Origin of the sequence: Nocardia lijiangensis NBRC 108240 (genome assembly GCF_001613045.1) — a bacterium.
GTDB lineage: Bacteria > Actinomycetota > Actinomycetes > Mycobacteriales > Mycobacteriaceae > Nocardia > Nocardia lijiangensis.
On the sequence record NZ_BDBP01000230.1, the window covers coordinates 1 to 508 of the forward strand.

Annotated in this window: 1 pseudogene; it reads left to right on the forward strand. The window is 66.9% G+C overall.

Annotated features, from left to right (window positions below):
• Positions 1-88: 88 nt before the first annotated feature.
• Positions 89-508 (forward strand): annotated as a pseudogene (locus tag NL1_RS36040) (modular polyketide synthase); the annotation flags it as partial.

Genomic DNA, 508 nt, shown 5'->3' on the forward strand with positions numbered 1-508 from the left:
CGTCATCCTCGAACAAGCTCCGATCGAGACTGGTGCGGAGCAGGCGCCCGGAACTACCGTCGGGTCCGGTCAGCCCCACGTGTGGGTGGTGTCGGCGAAATCCGCTGCCGCGCTGAGCGATCAAGCGGGCCGCCTGCTGACCCATGTGCAGGAACGGACCGCGCTGGATCCGGGTCAGGTGGGTCGGGCGCTGCTGGACTCTCGTACGTTGTTCGACCATCGCGCGGTGGTCGTCGGCCGGGACTGGGAAGCGTTGCTGGCTGGGTTGGCTCGGGTCGCCGCCGGGCAGGATGCCGGTGTGTTGCGTGAGGAGGCGGCGGGGTTCGGTGTCGCCGTCGGTACCAGTGCCGACTCGGATTTCGGTGTGGGCGTGGTGTTTTCCGGCCAAGGTTCGCAGCGGATGGGAATGGGACTGGAGCTGTGCATGTTCCCGCCGTTTGCCGCGGCGTTGGATCGGGTGTTCGCGGTGCTGGATCCGTTGGTGGGGGCTTCTCTTCGTGAAGTGATC